The sequence below is a fragment of the Streptomyces sp. NPDC048643 genome (assembly GCF_040650615.1).
GTDB lineage: Bacteria > Actinomycetota > Actinomycetes > Streptomycetales > Streptomycetaceae > Streptomyces.
Genome location: NZ_JBEZHO010000004.1, coordinates 112,572 through 127,501, shown reverse-complemented (window position 1 = coordinate 127,501; position 14,930 = coordinate 112,572). Strand labels below are relative to the sequence as shown.

Genomic DNA, 14,930 nt, shown 5'->3' with positions numbered 1-14,930 from the left:
CGGTCGGAAACGATCGGCCCATGACCACGGACGACCGGAGCGGGACCCCGCCCACCGACGAGCAGCCCGCCACCCCGCCCACCGCCGAGGACGACACGGGCGCCGCGCGCTCCTTCCTCGTCCTGCACGGATGGCAGAACCACCGGCCCGCCGGCCACTGGCAGCACTGGCTGGCCGACCGCCTCGGCGAACGCGGCCGGCACGTCGTCTACCCGCAGCTGCCGAACCCCGACGCGCCGGACCCGGAGGTGTGGCTCGCCGAGTTCGCCCGCCACCTGGACGCGCTGCGGGGCGCCGAGCGGGTGGTCCTCGCGCACAGCGCCTCCGCCGTGCTGTGGCTGCACGCCGTCGCCCGCGCGCTGCCGGGCCTGGACGGTGTCGACCGGGTGCTGCTGGTCGCCCCGCCCTCGCCTTCCGTCCTCGCCGGGCTGCCGGAGATCGCCGCGTTCACCCCGGCCGGACTGGACCTGCGCGCACTTCCCGGGTCCACCCGTCTGGTCGCGGGGGACGACGACCCGTACTGCCCCGAGGGCGCCGACGCCGTCTACGGTGACCCGCTGGGCGTACCCACGGAGATCCTTCCCGGGGCCGCGCACCTCGACATGGACGCCGGGTACGGGCCGTGGCCGGCGGTCCTGGACTGGTGCCTCGACGGCTCGGTCCGGCTCACCGGCCGCACGGGGTGACACGGGGCCCGGGTGTCCGCGCCCGTGCCGCGGCCCGGACCCGGTGTGCCGGGCCGCTCACCTCCGCTTCTCCGCCGCGCCCACGAGCCCGACGAGGTGCTCGCGCCCCGCTGCCAGCAGCTCCTCCAGCGGCGCCGCCCGCTCGTACCAGCGCTTCTCGTACTCCCAGCACAGCCAGCCGTCCCACCCGTTCCGCACGAGGACGTCCACGCAGGCGCCGAGCGGAAGGACCCCCGAGCCGAGCGGCAGCGGGGTGGTGTCTCCGGCCGACGCGATGTCCTTGACCTGCGTGTATCCGAGGAACGGGGCCAGGGCGGGGTACGTCTCGTCGGGGTCCTCGCCGCCGAGCCAGGTGTGCATCACGTCCCACAGGGAGCCGACGTGGTGGTGACCGACCCGGCCGAGGACCCGCATCGCGTCCGCGCCGGTGCGGTGCGAGTCGTGGGTCTCCAGCAGGATGCGCACGCCGAGGTCGGCGGCGTACTCCGCCGCGGTGCCGAGCCGCCGGGCGGCCGTCGCGTCCGACTCCGCGGCGCTCGCCCCGGGGTCACCGCCGGGGAAGACCCGGACGAACGGAGCGTTCACGTCCCGCGCCAGTTCGATCAGTTCACGCATCTCGTGCAGCACCGGAGCGTCGTCACCCGGTTGCGCGACCCGCGCGTACCCCGCGACACCGAGCACCTCGATCCCGCCCGCCTCGAACTCGGCGGCCACGGCGTCCCGTTCAGCCGCCCCGATCCCGGGATGTACGGGCTCCTCGGGGTGCGCCCGGAGCTCAACCCCCTGATAGCCGTGCGCGACGGCCAGCCGCACGACATCGGCGACGGGCAGCCCGGGCACACCGAGAGTGGAGAACGCCAGCTTCATGGCCGGGACCCTACGGCCTGCCCCGTCGACACCCAAGACCGCCCCGGGGCCTCGGGAGACGGGACCCGTCCCGGTACGGCACGGTTCCCGGACGGGGGAGGACCACCGGCGATGCTCGCCGGGCTCACCCCACAGCGCCGGACTCTCCGCGCGCGTACCGACGCCGGGGAGACCTCCCGTGGAGGGTGAGGGGAGGGAGAGTCAGCCCCGGGGAACCCCGGTGGACCCTCGCACCATCAACTCGCCCCGGACGGTGGCGATCCCGCCCGGCGGGGGGTCCTCGCGGCCCATGGCGACGCGGCCGGCGCGGGCGCCCGCCTCGGAGAGCGGCAGGCGCACGGTCGTGAGGGCCGGTACCGCGTCGACGCTGAACGGCAGGTCGTCGAAGCCCGCCACGGACACGTCGTCCGGGATGCGCAGCCCGGAGTCGCGCAGGGCCGCGCAGGCGCCCAGCGCGACCGTGTCGTTCGCGGCGACGACCGCGGTCAACTCCGGCTCGCGGCGGAGGAGTTCGAGGGTCGCCTCGTAACCGGAGCGACGGTCGTAGCGGCCGTGCACGGTGAGCCGCGGATCCTCCTCGACGCCGTGCGCGGCGAGCGCGGCACGGTGGCCCTCCAGCCGGTGGCGCGTCGTGGTGCGCTCCTCGGGGCCCGCGATGTAGCCGAGCCGCCGGTGGCCGAGGCCGAGCAGGTGATCGGTGAGCTGCCGGCCGCCGCCGCGGTTGTCGAAGGTGAGCGCGATCGCGTCCGGCGCGTCCGGCGCGGGCGGGCGCCCGCAGAGCACGACCCGGGTGCCCGCCTCCGCCAGCCGGCGCAGCTTCGCGGCGACGGCGGCCGCGTGCCCCGCGTTCTCGATGGCACCGCCGGTGAGGACGACGGCGGCGGCGCGTTGGCGCTGAAGGAGCGTGAGGTAGGTGAGTTCGCGCTCCGGGGAGCCGCCGGTGTTGCACACGACCCCGAGCCGCTCCCCGCCCGCGCGCCCCCCGGGGCCGCCGATCTCGGACTGGATCGCGGCGGCCATGATCCCGAAGAAGGGGTCGGCGATGTCGTTCACCAGGATGCCGACGAGGTCGGAGGTCGCGGCGGCCAGCGAGCTGGCGGGACCGTTCAGCACGTAGTCCAGCTCGTCCACCGCGCGCAGTACCCGCTCCCGCGTGGAGGAGGCCACGGGATAGTTCCCGTTCAGCACGCGCGACACCGTCGCGGGAGAGACCTGCGCGCGGGCCGCCACGTCCGCCAGGGTCACCGTCATCTCGTCGTCCTCCGGTCGCGCCTCTCGCCGTACCTCGTCGTACGGCGGCTACGTCGTCGTGCCTGGTCGTGCCTCGTCGAACGGCGTCGAACACGGGGGCGAGGCCGAACGCGCCGCCTCCCGTGGTCGGGGTCCGTGCAGACCATACGGCCAACGGTCCCCGTCGTTCGCCCCCTCGAACAACTCGACCCGGCGACGGTCTTGTCCCGACCAGTGAACAGAGGCTAGCTTCTCACCGCATAGAAAGCGCTTGCTGTCATGCTCGTCCGAGTGTGCGCGGCGCCTGACGCGGACGAAGGGAACGACGTGACACGCAAGACGGTGCGCATCGCCATGAACGGCGTGACGGGGCGCATGGGCTACCGCCAGCACCTCGTCCGCTCGATTCTCGCCCTGCGCGACCAGGGCGGCCTCGACCTGGGCGACGGCACCGTGCTGTGGCCCGAGCCCGTCCTCGTCGGCCGCCGCGAGGCCGCCCTGCGGGCCCTCGCCGAGCGGCACGGCCTCGACCACTGGTCGACCGACCTCGACGCCGTCCTCGCCGACCCGGACGTGGATCTCTACTTCGACGCCCAGGTCACCTCCGCCCGCGAGGAGGCCCTGCGCAAGGCCATCGCCGCGGGCAAGCACGTCTACACCGAGAAGCCGACCTCCACCGGCCTCGACGGGGCGCTCGAACTGGCCCGGCTCGCGCACACGGCGGGTGTCCGGCACGGCGTCGTCCAGGACAAGCTCTTCCTCCCCGGCCTGCTCAAGCTCAAGCGGCTGATCGACGGCGGCTTCTTCGGCCGGATCCTGTCCGTCCGCGGGGAGTTCGGCTACTGGGTCTTCGAGGGCGACTGGCAGCAGGCCCAGCGGCCCTCCTGGAACTACCGCTCCGAGGACGGCGGCGGCATCGTCGTCGACATGTTCCCGCACTGGGAGTACGTCCTGCACGAGCTGTTCGGCAGGGTCACCTCGGTGCAGGCGCTCACCGCCACCCACGTCCCCCAGCGCTGGGACGAGCGGGACAAGCCCTACGACGCCACCGCCGACGACGCCGCCTACGGCATCTTCGAGCTGGAGGGCGGCGCGATCGCCCAGATCAACTCCTCCTGGGCCGTGCGCGTCAACCGCGACGAACTCGTCGAGTTCCAGGTCGACGGCACGGAGGGATCCGCCGTCGCAGGACTGCGCAACTGCCGTGTCCAGCACCGCGGTACGACGCCGAAGCCGGTCTGGAACCCCGACATCCCGGCCACCTACTCCTTCCGCGACCAGTGGCAGGAGGTGCCCGACAACGCCGAGTTCGACAACGGCTTCAAGGCCCAGTGGGAGCTGTTCCTGCGGCACGTCTACGCCGACACCCCCTACCACTGGGACCTCCTCGCGGGTGCCCGCGGCGTGCAGCTCGCCGAACTGGGCCTGCGCTCCTCCGCCGAGGGCCGCCGTCTCGCCGTACCGGAGATCACCCTGTGACCATCCGACTCCCGGGCGCCGACGGCCGGTTGCGGGCCTACGAGCCGCGCACCGACCCCCTCGCCGTGCTCCCCGACGGCGCGCCCCTCGCCTCCCGCACGGTCTTCTCGGCGGCGCACGTCGTCGCCGACCCCTACGCCGACGTGTCGCCCGGCGCGCCCGCCGCCGTCGACTGGGACGCCACCCTCGCCTTCCGCCGCCATCTGTGGTCCCACGGCCTCGGCGTCGCGGAGGCGATGGACACCGCGCAGCGCGGCATGGGCCTCGACTGGGCCACCGCGGCCGAGCTGATCCGCCGCTCCGCCGCCGAGGCCCGCGCCACCGGAGGTGCCGTCGCCTGCGGTGTCGGCACCGACCAGCTCACCGGCCCGGCCACCCTCGACGAGGTCCGGGCCGCGTACGAGGAACAGCTCGCCCTCGTCGAGGACTCGGGCGCCCAGGCGATCCTGATGGCCTCCCGCGCGCTCGCCGCGACCGCCGCGGGACCCGAGGACTACCTCGACGTCTACGGCCATCTGCTGCGGCAGGCCGCCGAGCCGGTGATCCTGCACTGGCTGGGCCCGATGTTCGACCCGGCCCTGGAGGGCTACTGGGGCTCCGGCGACCTCGACGCGGCGACCGAGGTGTTTCTGGAGGTGATCGCCGCCCACCCGGACAAGGTGGACGGCATCAAGGTGTCCCTGCTGGACGCCCGGCGCGAGGTCGACCTGCGCCGCCGTCTCCCGGACGGCGTCCGCTGCTACACCGGCGACGACTTCAACTACCCCGAACTGATCGCGGGCGACGAGCAGGGCTTCAGTCACGCGCTGCTCGGCATCTTCGACCCGCTCGGGCCGGCCGCCGCACGGGCCGTCCGTGTCCTGGACACCGGAGACGTCAAGGGATTCCGCGAACTCCTCGACCCCACCGTCGAGTTGTCCCGGCACCTCTTCGAGCACCCGACCCGGTTCTACAAGACCGGCGTCGTCCTGCTGGCCTGGCTCGCCGGTCACCAGGAGCACTTCACGATGGTGGGCGGACTCCAGTCGGCGCGCTCCCTGCCGCACCTGGCCCGCGCCTACCAACTGGCCGACGGCCTCGGCCTGTTCCCCGACCCGCCGCGCGCCGAGACCCGGATGAAGAGACTGCTGGCCGTGTACGGGGTGACCTCGTGAACAGCCTCACCCGGTTCTCCGTCAACCAGATGACGGTCAAGCAGCTGTCCCTGCCCGACCTCGTGACGTCCTGCCTGACGCTCGGCGTCGGGGGCGTCGGGCTGTGGCGCGAACCCGTGCGCGCCTACGGCGTGGAGGCGGCCGCCGCACTGGTCCGTGACGCGGGCCTGACGGTGACCACCCTGTGCCGGGGCGGCTTCCTCACCGCCCTTGACCCGGCGGAGCGGGCGAAGGCCCTGGACGACAACCGTGCCGCGGTCGACGAGGCCGCGACCCTGGGCACGGACACCCTCGTGCTGGTGTCGGGCGGCCTCCCGGCCGGCTCGAAGGACCTGCACGGCGCCCGCGAACGCATCGCCGACGGCCTCGGTGAACTGGGCCCGTACGCCGCCGCGCGGGGCGTACGGCTCGCCATCGAACCGCTCCACCCGATGTACGCCGCCGACCGCTGTGTGGTCTCCACGCTCGCGCAGGCCCTCGACCTCGCCGAACGGTTCCCCGCCGAGCAGGTGGGCGTCACCGTCGACACCTACCACCTCTGGTGGGACGACACGGCCCCCGCCCAGATCGCCCGCGCGGGCGCCGCCGGCCGCATCCACACCTTCCAGCTCGCCGACTGGACGACCCCGCTGCCGGAGGGCGTCCTTAACGGCCGCGGTCAGCTGGGAGACGGCTCGATCGATTTCCGGGAGTGGCGCCGGTACGTGGAGGCGGCCGGGTACACCGGGCCGATCGAGGTCGAACTCTTCAACGACGTCCTGTGGGCCCGGGACGGCCACGACGTGCTGGCCGAGACGGTGGCACGCTTCCTGGAGCATGCCGCCTGACCTGCGGCTTTGGCGCCCGGAAAAAATCTTCAGAAGTTCGTGCAACCCTTCCCGCACCTCGCGGGTCGTACTTGGCATCAGGACACCTGGAGGGGGATCTGGGGGGATCGCGGGGTTCTGATACGGAGGGGAATGCCGAGGGGCCCGGTCGACGGACCGGGCCCCTCGAAACTTTCCGCGCCGCACCCGCGCGGTTCGCTCCGGCGCGGATCGCGCGGATCGGCCGATCCACGGATCAGAAGAAGACCCCGCAGCGCAGCAGCACGTTCGCGTACGGCCGGGCCTCACCCGTGCGGACCACGAGCCGCGCCCCCGCGGACAGTGACTTCAGCTCTTCGTGCCCGACCAGTTCGAGTCCGGGCACCCGTGCCTCCAGCAGCTCCGCCGCCGCCGGGTTCGCCTCCCGCACCTCGCGCGCCGCCGTCCCGCCCTCCACCACCAGCTCGGCCAGCAGCCCGTCCAGGACCTCCGCGAAGGACGGCACACCCGCCCGGAACGCCAGGTCGACGACGCGCGGCCCCGCCGGGATCGGCATCCCCGCGTCGCACACGAGCACCCCGTCCCCGTGGCCCAACTCGGCCAACGCGCCCGCCAGATGACGGTTCAGGATTCCGGCCCGCTTCACAGCGCGGCCACCTCCTCCGCGGTCGGGAACGACTCCTGCGCCCCGGCCCGGGTGACCGCGGCGGCACCGACCCGGGCCGCGTACCCGGCCGCCTCGGGCAGCGACTCCCCGCGCCCCAGACGCCAGGCCAGCGCCGCGGTGAAGGCGTCGCCCGCACCCGTCGTGTCCACGGCCGCGACCCGCACCGACGGCACCCGGACCCGGGCGCCGGCCCGTTCCGCCACCAGCGCGCCCGCCGCGCCCAGCGTGATGACCACCGAACGCGGGCCGAGCGCGAGCAGCGCCGTCGCCCAGTCCTCGGGGGACTCCCCGAGGTCGTCCCCGGCGATCACCCGCGCCTCGTGCTCGTTCACGATCAGCGGGTCGCAGGCGGCGAGCACCTCGCGGGGCAGCGGGCGCGGCGGCGACGGGTTCAGCACGAGACGACTGCCCGCCGCGAGACTCCGTACGACCTCCACGACCGACTCCAGCGGGATCTCCAGCTGGGTCGACACCACCCGGGACGCCTGGAAGAGGCTTCCGGCGGCCCGTACGTCCTCCGGGGCGAGCCGGCCGTTGGCGCCCGGCGACACCACGATGCTGTTGTCCCCGGAGGGATCCACCGTGATCAGCGCGACCCCGGTCGGGGCCCCGCCGACGAGGACGCCGACGGTGTCGACGCCGGCCGTGCGCTGCGCGTCGAGCAGCAGCCGCCCGTGGCCGTCGTCGCCGACCCGGGCGAGAAGCGCCGTGCGCGCCCCGAGCCGGGCGGCGGCGACCGCCTGGTTGGCGCCCTTTCCGCCCGGGTGGACGGCGAGATCGGAGCCGAGCACCGTCTCGCCCGCCGCCGGCCGTCGCTCGACCCGGACCACCAGGTCGGCGTTGGCCGATCCCACGACCAGAAGGTCGTAGTCGTACATGAACTGTCTCCCTGCACCGATGAGTCGAGCCGATGTGCGCGAGACCCGGAGGGCGCGCGGCGGCTGCCGTGCGCCCTCCCCGGTCCGATGTCAGCCGCCGAACCCGGCGACGTTCTCCTTCGTGACGACCTTCACCGGCACCTTCACCGTCTCCTGGACCTTCTTGCCCTCGGCGGCCCGCAGCGCGTTGTCCACCGCGATCCGGCCGAGCTCCTTCGGCTGCTGGGCGACGGACGCGTACAGCGTGCCCGCGGAGACCGCCTTCAGGCCGTCGGGGGTGCCGTCGAAGCCGATGACGGAGACCGACTTCCCGGCCTTGGAGCCGAGCGCCTTGACCGCGCCGAGCGCCATCTCGTCGTTCTCGGCGAAGACGCCGTCGACGTCGGGGTGCGCCTGGAGCAGGTTCGTCATCACGTCGAGGCCCTTGGTGCGGTCGAAGTCCGCGGGCTGCCGGGCGACCACCTTGATGCCCGGGTACACCTTCAGACCCTCGGCGAAGCCGGCCCCGCGCTCACGGCTCGCGGACGTGCCGGCCAGACCCTGCAGGATCACGATCCTGCCCTTGCCGCCCAGCTTCTCGGCGAGCGCCTTCGCGCCCAGCCTGCCGCCCGCGACGTTGTCGGAGGCCACGAGCGCGGCGGTCTTGGCCTTGTTGACGCCCCGGTCGACGCCGACGACGGGGATGTCCGCCTTGTTCGCGGAACGGACCGAGGGGCCCGCCGCGTCCGAGTCCACCGGGTTCACGATGATCGAGCCGAGCCCCGAACTGGTGAAGTTCTGAAGCTGGTTGGCCTGCTGAGAGGCGTCGTTCTGCGCGTCGGTGACCGTCAGGTCCACCCCGCGCTTCTTCGCCTCCTGCTGTGCGCCCGCCTTGATCTGCACGAAGAAGGGGTTGTTCAGCGTGGAGAGGGACAGACCGACCTTCTGCGTCGTCGAGGTGGACGAGCCGCCGTGCACGAAGGACATCGCGCCGACGACCGCCGCCGCGACCACGGCCGCGATCACATAGGTCGCCGCCTGCTTGCGGCGGTCGCCGCCCGAGGCGCCCCCGGCGACCGGCGTCGCCCCGGCCTTGCGCCGCACGGTGTCGAGCAGCACGGCCAGCGCGATCACCACACCGATGACGACCTGCTGCCAGAACGCCGACACCGACAGGAGGTTGAGGCCGTTGCGCAGCACCGCGAGGATCAGCGCGCCGATGAGCGTGCCGGACGCCTTGCCGGTGCCGCCGGCCAGCGAGGCGCCGCCGATGACGACGGCCGCGATGGCGTCGAGTTCGTAGCCCTGCGCGGCCTGCGGCTGCGCGGAGGACAGCCGGGAGGCGAGCACGATGCCCGCGGCGGCGGCGAAGAGGCCGGAGAGGGCGTAGATCGCGAGCTTCTGCTTCTTGACCCGCAGGCCGGACAGACGCGCGGCCTCCTCGTTGCCGCCGATCGCGTACATGGAGCGGCCGATGTACGTACGGCCGAGGATCACGGCCGTGATCAGGCCCATGACGGCCATGACCAGGACCGGCACCGGCAGCCAGCCGCCGAGCGTGTCACCGAGGTGCGAGACCGAGTCGGGGAAGGCGATCGGGCTGCCCTGCGAGATCACCAGGGACAGACCGCGGCCCACCGACAGCATGGCGAGGGTCGCGATGAAGGGCGGCAGCTTGCCGTACGAGATCAGCACGCCGTTGACCAGGCCGCAGGCGATGCCGGTGGCGACCGCGAGGAGGACCGCGATCCAGACCGGTATGCCCTGCGACGTCGCCGTCCAGGCGAGGACGGTGGCCGACAGGGCGGCGACCGAGCCGACCGACAGGTCGATGCCCGCCGAGACGATCACGAAGGTCACACCGAACGCGAGGATGGCGGTGACGGCCGCCTGGACGCCGATGTTCAGCAGGTTGTCCGTCGTCAGGAAGTCCCCGGACAGGGCCGACATCGCGATGACGAGGACGATGAGCGCGGTGAGCGCCCCGTTGTCGAGCAGCAGGCGGCGGACCGCGGAGGCGCCGCTCGCGCCCGCTGTGCTCGGTTGCGTGTCAGTGGCCACGGGGGGCCTCCTTGCCGTTCTCGTTCTGGGTGTCGTTCTGGTTCGTGGTGTCGTTCTGGTGCGCGGTGGTGGGGTTGCTGACGGCGAGGGCCATCACGGAGTCCTGGGACGCCTGTTCGGCGGTGAGTTCGCCCGCGATCCGGCCCTGGGCCATCACGAGGACCCGGTCGCTCATGCCGAGCACCTCGGGCAGGTCGCTGGAGATCATCAGGACGGCGGCACCGGCGGCCGTCAGTTCGTTGACGAGCTGGTAGATCTCGACCTTGGCGCCGACGTCGATACCGCGCGTCGGCTCGTCGAGGATCAGCACCTTGGTGTCGGCGAGCAGCCACTTGCCGATGACGACCTTCTGCTGGTTGCCGCCGGACAGGGTGCGCACGTGCTGGCCGAGCCCGGCCATCCGCACGCCGAGCTGTCCGGCGATCCGCGCGGCGGCGGCCCGCTGGCCCTTGAGGTCGACGAGTCCGCCGTGGGTCGCGGAGCGCAGCGTGACCAGGCCGAGGTTCTCCTCGACGGAGGCGTCCAGGACGAGGCCCTGGCCCTTGCGGTCCTCGGGCACGAGCCCGATGCCGGCCTCCATGGCCGCGTTCACGTCGCCCCGCCGCAGGCCGGCCCCGGCGACCTTCACGGAACCCCGGTCGTAGGGATCGGCGCCGAAGACGGCCCGGACCACCTCGGTGCGGCCCGCGCCGACGAGTCCCGCGATGCCGACGACCTCACCGGCCCGCACCTCGAAACTCACGTCGTGGAACACCCCGTCCCGGGTCAGCCCCTCGACGGTCAGCAACGCGTCCCCGGCGTCAGCCCGTTCGCGCGGGTACTGCTGCTCGATGGAGCGTCCGACCATGAGGCGGACGAGTTCGTCCTCGGGCGTGGAGGCGGGCACCTGGCCGACGCTGCGGCCGTCACGGATGACGGTGACCCGGTCGCCGAGGGCGGCGATCTCGTCCAGGTGGTGCGTGATGAAGACGACGCCGACGCCGTCCTCGCGCAGCCTGCGCACGATCCGGAAGAGCTTGTCGACCTCTCCCGAGGTGAGCACGGCGGTCGGCTCGTCCATGATCAGAACGCGGGCGTCCAGGCTCAGCGCCTTGGCGATCTCCACCATCTGGAGCCGGGCGACGCCCAGTTCACGCACTCGCGCGCGGGGGGACACGTTCACGCCGACGCGCTCCAGGAGAGCCGCGGCGTCCGCCTCCATCCTCTTGCGGTCGATCAGCCCGAAGCGGCGCGGCTGCCGGCCCAGGAAGATGTTCTCGGCGACCGTCAGATCGGGGACGAGGTTGAACTCCTGGTAGATGGTGGCGATCCCGAGGCGCTCGGAGTCCTGGGCGCCGTGGATGCGCACCTCCTCGCCGTCGACGAGAACGCGTCCCGCGTCGGGCCGGTAGGCGCCGGAGAGCATCTTGATCAGCGTGCTCTTGCCCGCGCCGTTCTCACCGAGCAGGACGTGCACCTCGCCGCGGCGCAGGTCGAAGTCGACGCTGTCGAGCGCGACCACGCCGGGAAAGGTCTTGCGTATGCCCTCGATGCGCAGCAACTCGTCCTCGTCGCTCACGACTGGCTCCTTCGTACGGGGGACTGCTGTGCGGGGGCGGGCCGCACGGGGGCCTGCCCGGTCGCCGCGGCGCCGCACGAGCGGCGCACGACGAGACGGGCGGGGAGGGTGACGGAGCGCGGGGTCCGTCCCTCGATGCGGTCGACCAGGGCACGGACGGCGGCCCGGCCCAGTTCGCCCGTGGGCTGGGCGATGGCGGTGACCGGCGGATCGGTGTGCACGAACCACCGGATGTCGTCGAACGCGGCGAGCGCGATGTCGTCGGGGACCCGCAGCCCGCGCGCGCGGACGGCGTCCAGCGCGCCGAGCGCCATCAGGTTGTCGGCCGCGAAGACGACCTCGGGCGGCTCGGCCAGGTCGAGGAAGGCCTCGGTGGCGCGGCGTCCGCTCTCGGCCTGGAAGTCGCCCTGCCCGATGTAGGCGTCGGGCAGCGCGATCCCGAACGCGGCGAGGGCCTCGCGGAAGGCCTCCACCCGCTCGCTGCCGGTCGTGGTGGCCGCCGGGCCCGCGATGATCGCGAGCCTGCGGTGGCCGAGACCGTGCAGATGGGCGACCAGGTCACGGACCGCCGCGCGGCCGTCGGCGCGGACCACCGGCACGTCCAGGCCCGGGATCCAGCGGTCCACGAAGACCATCGGCGTCCCCGCGCGCGCGGCGTCCAGCATGCCGGGGGAGCCGCCGTCGGTGGGGGAGACCAGCAGGCCGTCGATGCGCCGGTCCAGCAGGGTCCGTACGTGGTGGTCCTGGAGGTCGGGCCGCTCGTCGGCGTTGCCGATGATGACGCTGTAGCCGAGGGCGCGGGCCTCCTCCTCGACGGAGCGGGCCAGTTCGGTGAAGTACGGGTTCAGCACGTCGCTGATGACCAGGCCGAGGGTGCGGGTCTGGTCGGTGCGCAGGGAGCGGGCGACGGCGTTCGGGCGGTAGCCGAGGCTCCGCACGGCGGCCAGCACGCGGGTGCGTGCCTCCTCGCTGACCGACGGGTGGTCGTTCAGCACCCGCGAGACCGTGGCGACGGACACGCCTGCCTCGGCGGCAACGTCCTTGATGCTCGCCATCGTCGCTCCACCTCCTCGTGGAATCGATTACACGGAGGATTGGAATCGATTACACGGGCGTTGGGCAACCCCCTGAGGGCATCCCGCAACCGGATCGTGATGTACCGCTTCCCTGGACCCCCGTCCCTTTCGGGCGGGATCGTCCACAGGGGCCGCAGCGCTGTCGGAGGCGGGCGGTACCGTCGGATCATGTCCACTCAGGCGGGGGCCGACCAGCAGGGCGAGCGGCGACTGGCGACGCTGGAAGGCGTGCTGGAGCGCATCACGTACGCGAACGAGGAGAGCGGTTACACGGTCGCCCGGGTAGACACCGGCCGGGGCGCGGGCGACCTGCTCACGGTGGTCGGAGCGCTCCTCGGCGCCCAGGCCGGCGAGTCCCTGCGCATGGAGGGCCGCTGGGGCTCCCACCCGCAGTACGGCAAGCAGTTCACGGTGGAGAACTACACGACGGTGCTCCCCGCCACGATCCAGGGCATCCGCCGCTATCTCGGCTCCGGCCTGGTCAAGGGCATCGGCCCCGTCTTCGCCGACCGCATCACCCGGCACTTCGGCCTGGACACCCTGCGGATCATCGAGGAGGAGCCGAAGCGGCTCATCGAGGTCCCCGGACTCGGCCCCAAGCGCACGGGCCGGATCGCCGACGCCTGGGAGGAGCAGAAGGCGATCAAGGAGGTCATGCTCTTCCTCCAGACCGTCGAGGTCTCCACCTCCATCGCCGTGCGCATCTACAAGAAGTACGGCGACGCGTCGATCTCCGTCGTGAAGAACCGGCCCTACCGCCTGGCGTCCGACGTCTGGGGCATCGGCTTCCTCACCGCGGACAAGATCGCCCGGTCCGTCGGCATCCCGCACGACAGCCCCGAGCGCGTCAAGGCCGGCCTTCAGTACGCGCTGTCCCAGTCCACCGACCAGGGCCACTGCTATCTCCCCGAGGAGCAACTGATCGCGGACGCGGTGAAGTTGCTCCAGGTCGACACCGGCCTGGTCATCGAGTGCCTGGCCGAGCTGGCCGCCCCCTCCGAGGAGGGCGAGGAACCCGGAGTGGTCCGCGAGAAGGTGCCGGGACCGGACGGCGGCGACCCGGTGACGGCGGTCTACCTGGTGCCCTTCCACCGCGCCGAACTGTCGCTCGCCGCCCAGCTGTTGCGCCTGCTGCGCGCCGACGGCGACCGGATGCCCGCCTTCCGCGACGTGGCCTGGGACAAGGCCCTCGCCTGGCTGAGGGCAAGGACGGGTGCGGAGCTGGCCCCCGAGCAGGAGGCGGCCGTCCGACTCGCGCTCACCGAGAAGGTCGCCGTGCTCACCGGCGGCCCCGGCTGCGGCAAGTCGTTCACCGTCCGCTCGATCGTCGAGCTGGCCCGCGCCCGGCGCGCCAAGGTGGTCCTCGCCGCCCCCACCGGCCGGGCCGCCAAGCGGCTCTCCGAGCTGACCGGCGCCGACGCGTCCACCGTGCACCGCCTGTTGGAGCTCAAGCCGGGCGGCGACGCGGCGTACGACAGGGACCGTCCGCTCGACGCCGACCTGGTCGTCGTCGACGAGGCCTCGATGCTCGACCTGCTCCTCGCGAACAAGCTGGTCAAGGCGGTGCCCCCGGGCGCGCACCTGCTCTTCGTCGGCGACGTCGACCAGCTGCCGAGCGTCGGCGCGGGGGAGGTGCTGCGCGACCTGCTCGCCGACCGCGGCCCGGTCCCGGCGGTGCGGCTCACCCGGGTCTTCCGCCAGGCCCAGCAGTCAGGCGTGGTGACCAACGCGCACCGGATCAACTCCGGGCAGCACCCCCTCACCGACGGCATGAAGGACTTCTTCCTCTTCGTCGAGGACGACACGGAGGAGGCGGGCCGGCTCGCGGTGGACGTGGCGGCCCGACGGATTCCGGCCAAGTTCGGCCTCGACCCGCGCCGGGACATCCAGGTCCTCGCGCCCATGCACCGGGGCCCCGCGGGCGCCGGACATCTCAACGGCCTGTTGCAGCAGGCCATCACCCCCGGTCGCCCCGACCTCGCCGAGAAGCGGTTCGGCGGCCGTGTCTTCCGCGTCGGCGACAAGGTCACCCAGATCCGCAACAACTACGAGAAGGGCGAGAACGGCGTCTTCAACGGCACGGTGGGCGTCGTCACCTCCCTCGATGCCGTCGAGCAGCGCCTCACGGTGCGCACGGACGAGGACGAGGAGGTGGGGTACGAGTTCGACGAACTCGACGAGCTGGCCCACGCGTACGCGCTGACCATCCACCGCTCCCAGGGCAGCGAGTATCCGGCGGTGGTGATCCCGGTCACCACCAGCGCGTGGATGATGCTCCAGCGCAATCTGCTCTACACGGCGGTGACCCGCGCCAAGAAGCTGGTCGTCCTCGTCGGTTCGCGCAAGGCGATAGGCCAGGCGGTGCGTACGGTGTCGGCGGGACGCCGGTGCACGGCCCTGGACTTCCGGCTCTCCGGCGTCTGATCCGCAGCTTCTCCGGCCCGCAGAGCGGGGGGACGCAAAAAATGATCGATCAAATGAGTCACGAA

General features: G+C 72.8%; 12 protein-coding genes. 5 read left to right on the top strand and 7 right to left on the bottom strand.

All coding sequences use genetic code 11. The features are described from left to right. The first annotated feature begins 20 nt into the window (after positions 1-20). Positions 21-686, top strand: coding sequence for an alpha/beta hydrolase (locus tag AB0C62_RS05865; protein WP_362969917.1), 666 nt, complete (start codon positions 21-23; stop codon positions 684-686). A gap of 57 nt (positions 687-743) precedes the next feature. Here AB0C62_RS05865 and AB0C62_RS05860 read toward each other — a convergent pair whose 3' ends face one another. Continuing rightward, positions 744-1,553, bottom strand: a complete 810-nt coding sequence (locus AB0C62_RS05860; protein ID WP_362969915.1) for a sugar phosphate isomerase/epimerase family protein — start codon at positions 1,551-1,553, stop codon at positions 744-746. 201 nt (positions 1,554-1,754) lie between these two features. Continuing rightward, positions 1,755-2,804 carry a LacI family DNA-binding transcriptional regulator gene (locus tag AB0C62_RS05855; RefSeq protein WP_362969913.1) on the bottom strand — a complete coding sequence of 350 codons (1,050 nt, stop codon included), beginning with the start codon at positions 2,802-2,804 and terminating at the stop codon, positions 1,755-1,757. Positions 2,805-3,110: 306 nt separating this feature from the next. Here AB0C62_RS05855 and AB0C62_RS05850 point away from each other — a divergent pair, with 306 nt between their 5' ends. Genes AB0C62_RS05850 through AB0C62_RS05840 form a run of 3 tightly spaced genes read left to right on the top strand, consistent with a single transcriptional unit; the run spans position 3,111 to position 6,243 of the window. Then, a complete protein-coding gene (locus AB0C62_RS05850; RefSeq protein ID WP_362969911.1) occupies positions 3,111-4,262 on the top strand; it encodes a Gfo/Idh/MocA family oxidoreductase in 1,152 nt (383 codons plus the stop codon). Then, positions 4,259-5,416 carry a dihydrodipicolinate synthase family protein gene (locus AB0C62_RS05845; protein WP_362969909.1) on the top strand — a complete coding sequence of 386 codons (1,158 nt, stop codon included), beginning with the start codon at positions 4,259-4,261 and terminating at the stop codon, positions 5,414-5,416. Before AB0C62_RS05850 ends, AB0C62_RS05845 begins: the two co-directional genes overlap by 4 nt. Beyond that, positions 5,413-6,243, top strand: a complete 831-nt coding sequence (locus AB0C62_RS05840) for a sugar phosphate isomerase/epimerase family protein (protein WP_362969907.1) — start codon at positions 5,413-5,415, stop codon at positions 6,241-6,243. Before AB0C62_RS05845 ends, AB0C62_RS05840 begins: the two co-directional genes overlap by 4 nt. Positions 6,244-6,478: 235 nt before the next feature. Here AB0C62_RS05840 and rbsD read toward each other — a convergent pair whose 3' ends face one another. From rbsD to AB0C62_RS05815, 5 genes are all read right to left on the bottom strand, one after another. Next, positions 6,479-6,868, bottom strand: coding sequence for a D-ribose pyranase (gene rbsD, locus AB0C62_RS05835; RefSeq protein ID WP_358814875.1), 390 nt, complete (start codon positions 6,866-6,868; stop codon positions 6,479-6,481). Continuing rightward, complete coding sequence (locus AB0C62_RS05830; protein WP_362969905.1) at positions 6,865-7,767, bottom strand: ribokinase; 903 nt, start codon at positions 7,765-7,767, stop codon at positions 6,865-6,867. Before AB0C62_RS05830 ends, rbsD begins: the two co-directional genes overlap by 4 nt. A 90-nt stretch (positions 7,768-7,857) precedes the next feature. Beyond that, complete coding sequence (locus AB0C62_RS05825; protein ID WP_362969903.1) at positions 7,858-9,807, bottom strand: substrate-binding domain-containing protein; 1,950 nt, start codon at positions 9,805-9,807, stop codon at positions 7,858-7,860. Next, positions 9,797-11,365 carry a sugar ABC transporter ATP-binding protein gene (locus AB0C62_RS05820; protein WP_362969901.1) on the bottom strand — a complete coding sequence of 523 codons (1,569 nt, stop codon included), beginning with the start codon at positions 11,363-11,365 and terminating at the stop codon, positions 9,797-9,799. The genes AB0C62_RS05825 and AB0C62_RS05820 overlap by 11 nt, the downstream gene beginning before the upstream one ends. Continuing rightward, the gene (locus tag AB0C62_RS05815) at positions 11,362-12,420 is read right to left on the bottom strand and encodes a LacI family DNA-binding transcriptional regulator (protein WP_362969899.1); all 1,059 of its coding nucleotides are present in this window, start codon (positions 12,418-12,420) and stop codon (positions 11,362-11,364) included. The genes AB0C62_RS05820 and AB0C62_RS05815 overlap by 4 nt, the downstream gene beginning before the upstream one ends. Positions 12,421-12,609: 189 nt before the next feature. Between AB0C62_RS05815 and AB0C62_RS05810 the strand changes: the two genes are divergently transcribed. Continuing rightward, positions 12,610-14,865, top strand: a complete 2,256-nt coding sequence (locus AB0C62_RS05810; RefSeq protein WP_362969897.1) for an ATP-dependent RecD-like DNA helicase — start codon at positions 12,610-12,612, stop codon at positions 14,863-14,865. Positions 14,866-14,930: the final 65 nt, after the last annotated feature.

Bases quoted from the DNA above. Each gene is read 5' to 3' on its own strand.
- AB0C62_RS05810 (WP_362969897.1), top strand. From the start codon at position 12,610: ATGTCCACTCAGGCGGGGGCCGACCAGCAGGGCGAGCGGCGACTGGCG.
- AB0C62_RS05830 (WP_362969905.1), bottom strand. From the start codon at position 7,767: ATGTACGACTACGACCTTCTGGTCGTGGGATCGGCCAACGCCGACCTG.
- AB0C62_RS05855 (WP_362969913.1), bottom strand. From the start codon at position 2,804: ATGACGGTGACCCTGGCGGACGTGGCGGCCCGCGCGCAGGTCTCTCCC.
- AB0C62_RS05865 (WP_362969917.1), top strand. From the start codon at position 21: ATGACCACGGACGACCGGAGCGGGACCCCGCCCACCGACGAGCAGCCC.
- AB0C62_RS05815 (WP_362969899.1), bottom strand. From the start codon at position 12,420: ATGGCGAGCATCAAGGACGTTGCCGCCGAGGCAGGCGTGTCCGTCGCC.
- AB0C62_RS05860 (WP_362969915.1), bottom strand. From the start codon at position 1,553: ATGAAGCTGGCGTTCTCCACTCTCGGTGTGCCCGGGCTGCCCGTCGCC.